Origin of the sequence: Paludibaculum fermentans (assembly GCF_051172195.1) — a bacterium.
Classification (GTDB): domain Bacteria; phylum Acidobacteriota; class Terriglobia; order Bryobacterales; family Bryobacteraceae; genus Paludibaculum; species Paludibaculum fermentans_A.
The window spans coordinates 1-2,500 of record NZ_JBPJAQ010000001.1 but is presented as its reverse complement, the minus strand read 5'-3'; the positions used below and the strand labels follow the sequence as shown (position 1 = coordinate 2,500).

The window sequence follows — 2,500 nt, the reverse complement described above, 5'->3', positions numbered from 1 at the left end:
AACAGCTCGGATGAATTGAGGGTAGGGGTGAAAGGCTAATCAAATTCCGTGATAGCTCGTTCTCTCCGAAATAGCTTTAGGGCTAGCCTTGCGTGGACCGTCCTGGTGGTAGAGATCTGAATGGACTAGGGGCCTTCCCAGGTTACCGAATCCAACCAAACTTCGAATGCCGGGCACGAATGCGCAGGAGTCAGACAGCGGGGGCTAAGCTTCGTTGTCAAAAGGGAAAGAGCCCAGACCGCCAACTAAGGTCCCCAAATGTATGCTAAGTGGGAAAGGAAGTCGGGAGGCTATGACAGCCAGGAGGTTGGCTTAGAAGCAGCCATCCTTTAAAGAAAGCGTAATAGCTCACTGGTCGAGCCGCCCGGTACCGACAATCCAACGGGGCTCAAGCATACTACCGAAGTTGCGGGTCACTAGCAATAGTGGCGGTAGGAGAGCGTTCCTTTCAGCAGTGAAGGTGGACCGGAAGGACCACTGGAGCGGAAGGAAGTGACTCTGCCAGCATAAGTAGCGATAAACCAGGTGAGAACCCTGGTCGCCGTAAGACTAAGGTTTCCTGAGAAAGGTTAATCCGCTCAGGGTTAGTCGGAGCCTAAGGTGAGGCCGAAAGGCGTAGCCGATGGACACACGGTTAATATTCCGTGACCTCCTAAGGAGATATCGATGCGGGGACGCAGCGTTGAGCTTGCAGTGGGCAATGGTTTCCTGCTGTGGGGGATACGAGGACCGGAGAGGCAAATCCGCCGGTTCGTCTGCCAGGAAAAGCCGCTAAGAGCCAAGGGAGTCCGTACCACAAACCGACACAGGTGGTCGAGATGAGTATTCTAAGGCGCTCGGGTGATAGGTTGTTAAGGAACTAGGCACATTGACCCCGTAACTTCGGGAGAAGGGGTGCCCACCTAAGACGTGGGCCGCAGAGAATAGCGCAGGGCGACTGTTTAACAAAAACACAGGTCTCTGCAAAGTCATAAAAACGACGTATAGGGGCTGACGCCTGCCCGGTGCCGGAAGGTTAAAAGGAGAGGTTAGCCGCAAGGCGAAGCTTCGAATTGAAGCCCCGGTGAACGGCGGCCGTAACTATAACGGTCCTAAGGTAGCGAAATTCCTTGTCGGGTAAGTTCCGACCTGCACGAATGGCGTAACGATCCTGCGACTGTCGTGACAACCTGCCCGGCGAACTTGTGGTTCCGGTGAAGACGCCGGATGCCCGCCACTAGACGGAAAGACCCCGTGCACCTTTACTGCACCCTATCAATGAATTATGGGTCGGTCTGCGCAGCATAGGTGGGAGGCTTTGAATTCGGACTCTTGGGTTCGAAGGAGCCAACATTGAGATACCACCCTGATCGTTCTGTGATTCTAACCTAGCTCCGTAATCCGGAGCAGGGACATTGGTAGGCGGGTAGTTTGACTGGGGCGGTCGCCTCCTAAATTGTAACGGAGGCGCTCGAAGCTTGGTTCAGGAGGTTTGGAAATCCTCCTTTGAGTGCAATGGCATAAACCAGGTTAACTGCGAGACCAACAAGTCAAGCAGGTGGGAAACCAGGACATAGTGATCCGGTGATTCTGTATGGAAGGGTCATCGCTCAACGGATAAAAGGTACGCCGGGGATAACAGGCTGATCGGAGTCAAGAGTTCACATCGACGCTCCGGTTTGGCACCTCGATGTCGGCTCATCGCATCCTGGGGGTGTAGAAGCTCCCAAGGGTTAGGCTGTTCGCCTATTAAAGCGGTACGTGAGCTGGGTTCAGAACGTCGCGAGACAGTTCGGTCCCTATCTGTGGTGGGCGTAGGAGATTTGAGAGGGCCTGCCCTTAGTACGAGAGGACCGGGGTGGACGAAGCTCTTGTGTTCCAGTTGTCACGCCAGTGGCACGGCTGGGTAGCGAACTTCGGTCAGGATAAGCGCTGAATGCATATAAGCGCGAAACCTTCCTCAAGATGAGATCTCCCAAGCGAAAGCTAAGAAGGGCCGTGGTAGACGACCACGTTGATAGGCCGGGTGTGTAAGCACAGTAATGTGTTTAGCTTACCGGTACTAATAGCCCGTTCGGCTTGACCATAAAATTTACTCTTTGCACAGAGCTCCCGCTCTTTTGGCAACAAAGTGGACCCCGTCAATATTCAATGAAGAACAAAGCTCAAACGAGTTTTGGGTGACCATAGCGAGAGGGACCCACCCGTTCCCATCCCGAACACGGAAGTTAAGCCTCTCAGCCCCGATGGTACTGCGTGCGCAAGTGCGTGGGAGAGTAGGACGTTGCCCGAATTAAAACAAAAAGCCCCGGAGTCAATCCCGGGGCTTTTTTGCGTCTGCGATCACACACCGTCACCCCAACCACCCCTCTGCCAGACACTTGACCGAAGCAAGTAAGATACTTGACGATGTCAAGTAATTGTAGGGCGCAGTTTACCGTCACTTTGCGGTCGTTTACCGGTACTCCACCGTCGACCAGCCGTAGCAGGAAACATCCACAGTTCGTACGGAATCATTGGT

Annotated in this window: 2 rRNA genes (1 of these 2 cut by a window edge); both read left to right on the top strand. The window is 53.9% G+C overall.

Annotation, left to right across the window (positions count from 1 at the left end):
- A 23S ribosomal RNA gene (locus ACR9Y2_RS00010) occupies positions 1 to 2,066 on the top strand; it begins 872 nt to the left of the window's first position.
- An 89-nt stretch (positions 2,067 to 2,155) separates the two neighbouring features.
- Positions 2,156 to 2,272 (top strand): 5S ribosomal RNA (gene rrf, locus ACR9Y2_RS00005).
- Positions 2,273 to 2,500 lie beyond the last annotated feature (228 nt).